1 protein-coding gene is annotated in these 670 nt (G+C 45.7%); it reads left to right on the plus strand.

Features of this window, described 5'->3' with window-relative positions:
• The coding region (locus tag R8N47_RS25620; protein WP_318186156.1) for a protoheme IX farnesyltransferase at positions 1-538 on the plus strand (538 nt) is incomplete at its 5' end.
• Between the last annotated feature and the right edge of the window lie 132 nt (positions 539-670).

Raw genomic sequence — 670 nt, forward strand, 5'->3', positions numbered from 1 at the left:
GATGACGTTTTTGAGTTTACTGGGCTATGCGGTGGTTTACACCATGTATTTGAAGCGAGCAACGCCGCAAAATATTGTGATTGCTGGCATTGCCGGTGCGATGCCGCCACTCTTAGGTTGGACAGCGGTGACGGGTGAGCTGCATGGTCACGCTTGGCTATTGGTGATGATTATCTTCATCTGGACACCGCCACATTTCTGGGCTCTCGCGATACATCGAGTGGAAGATTACCGCAAGGTCGATATTCCTATGCTGCCGGTAACCCATGGCATTGAATACACCAAAACGTCGATCTTACTTTACACGGTATTGCTCACATTGGTGTGCGTGATGCCTGTATTGGTGGGGATGGTCGGTTTTATCTATCTCTTTTCAGCATTGCTGCTAAATGCGGGTTTCATCTATCACGCGTGGAAACTCAAGTTTGCCCCCGAGCCTAATAGCGCGATAGAAACATTTAAGTTCTCCATTTATCATCTGTTGGCGCTGTTTGTTGCGCTCCTAGCCGATCACTATATTGGAATGGTGTTGCAGTAAGCGAATAACTTAATGGTATATCTGCTAATAAAAAACGCCGCGAAAATTGCGGCGTTTTTTATTGTACGAGAGGAAAGATTACTGAATCTCTAACAACTCAACATCAAAAATCAAAACCCTTGCAGGTGGAAT

The organism is Vibrio sp. 2132-1 (assembly GCF_033344315.1).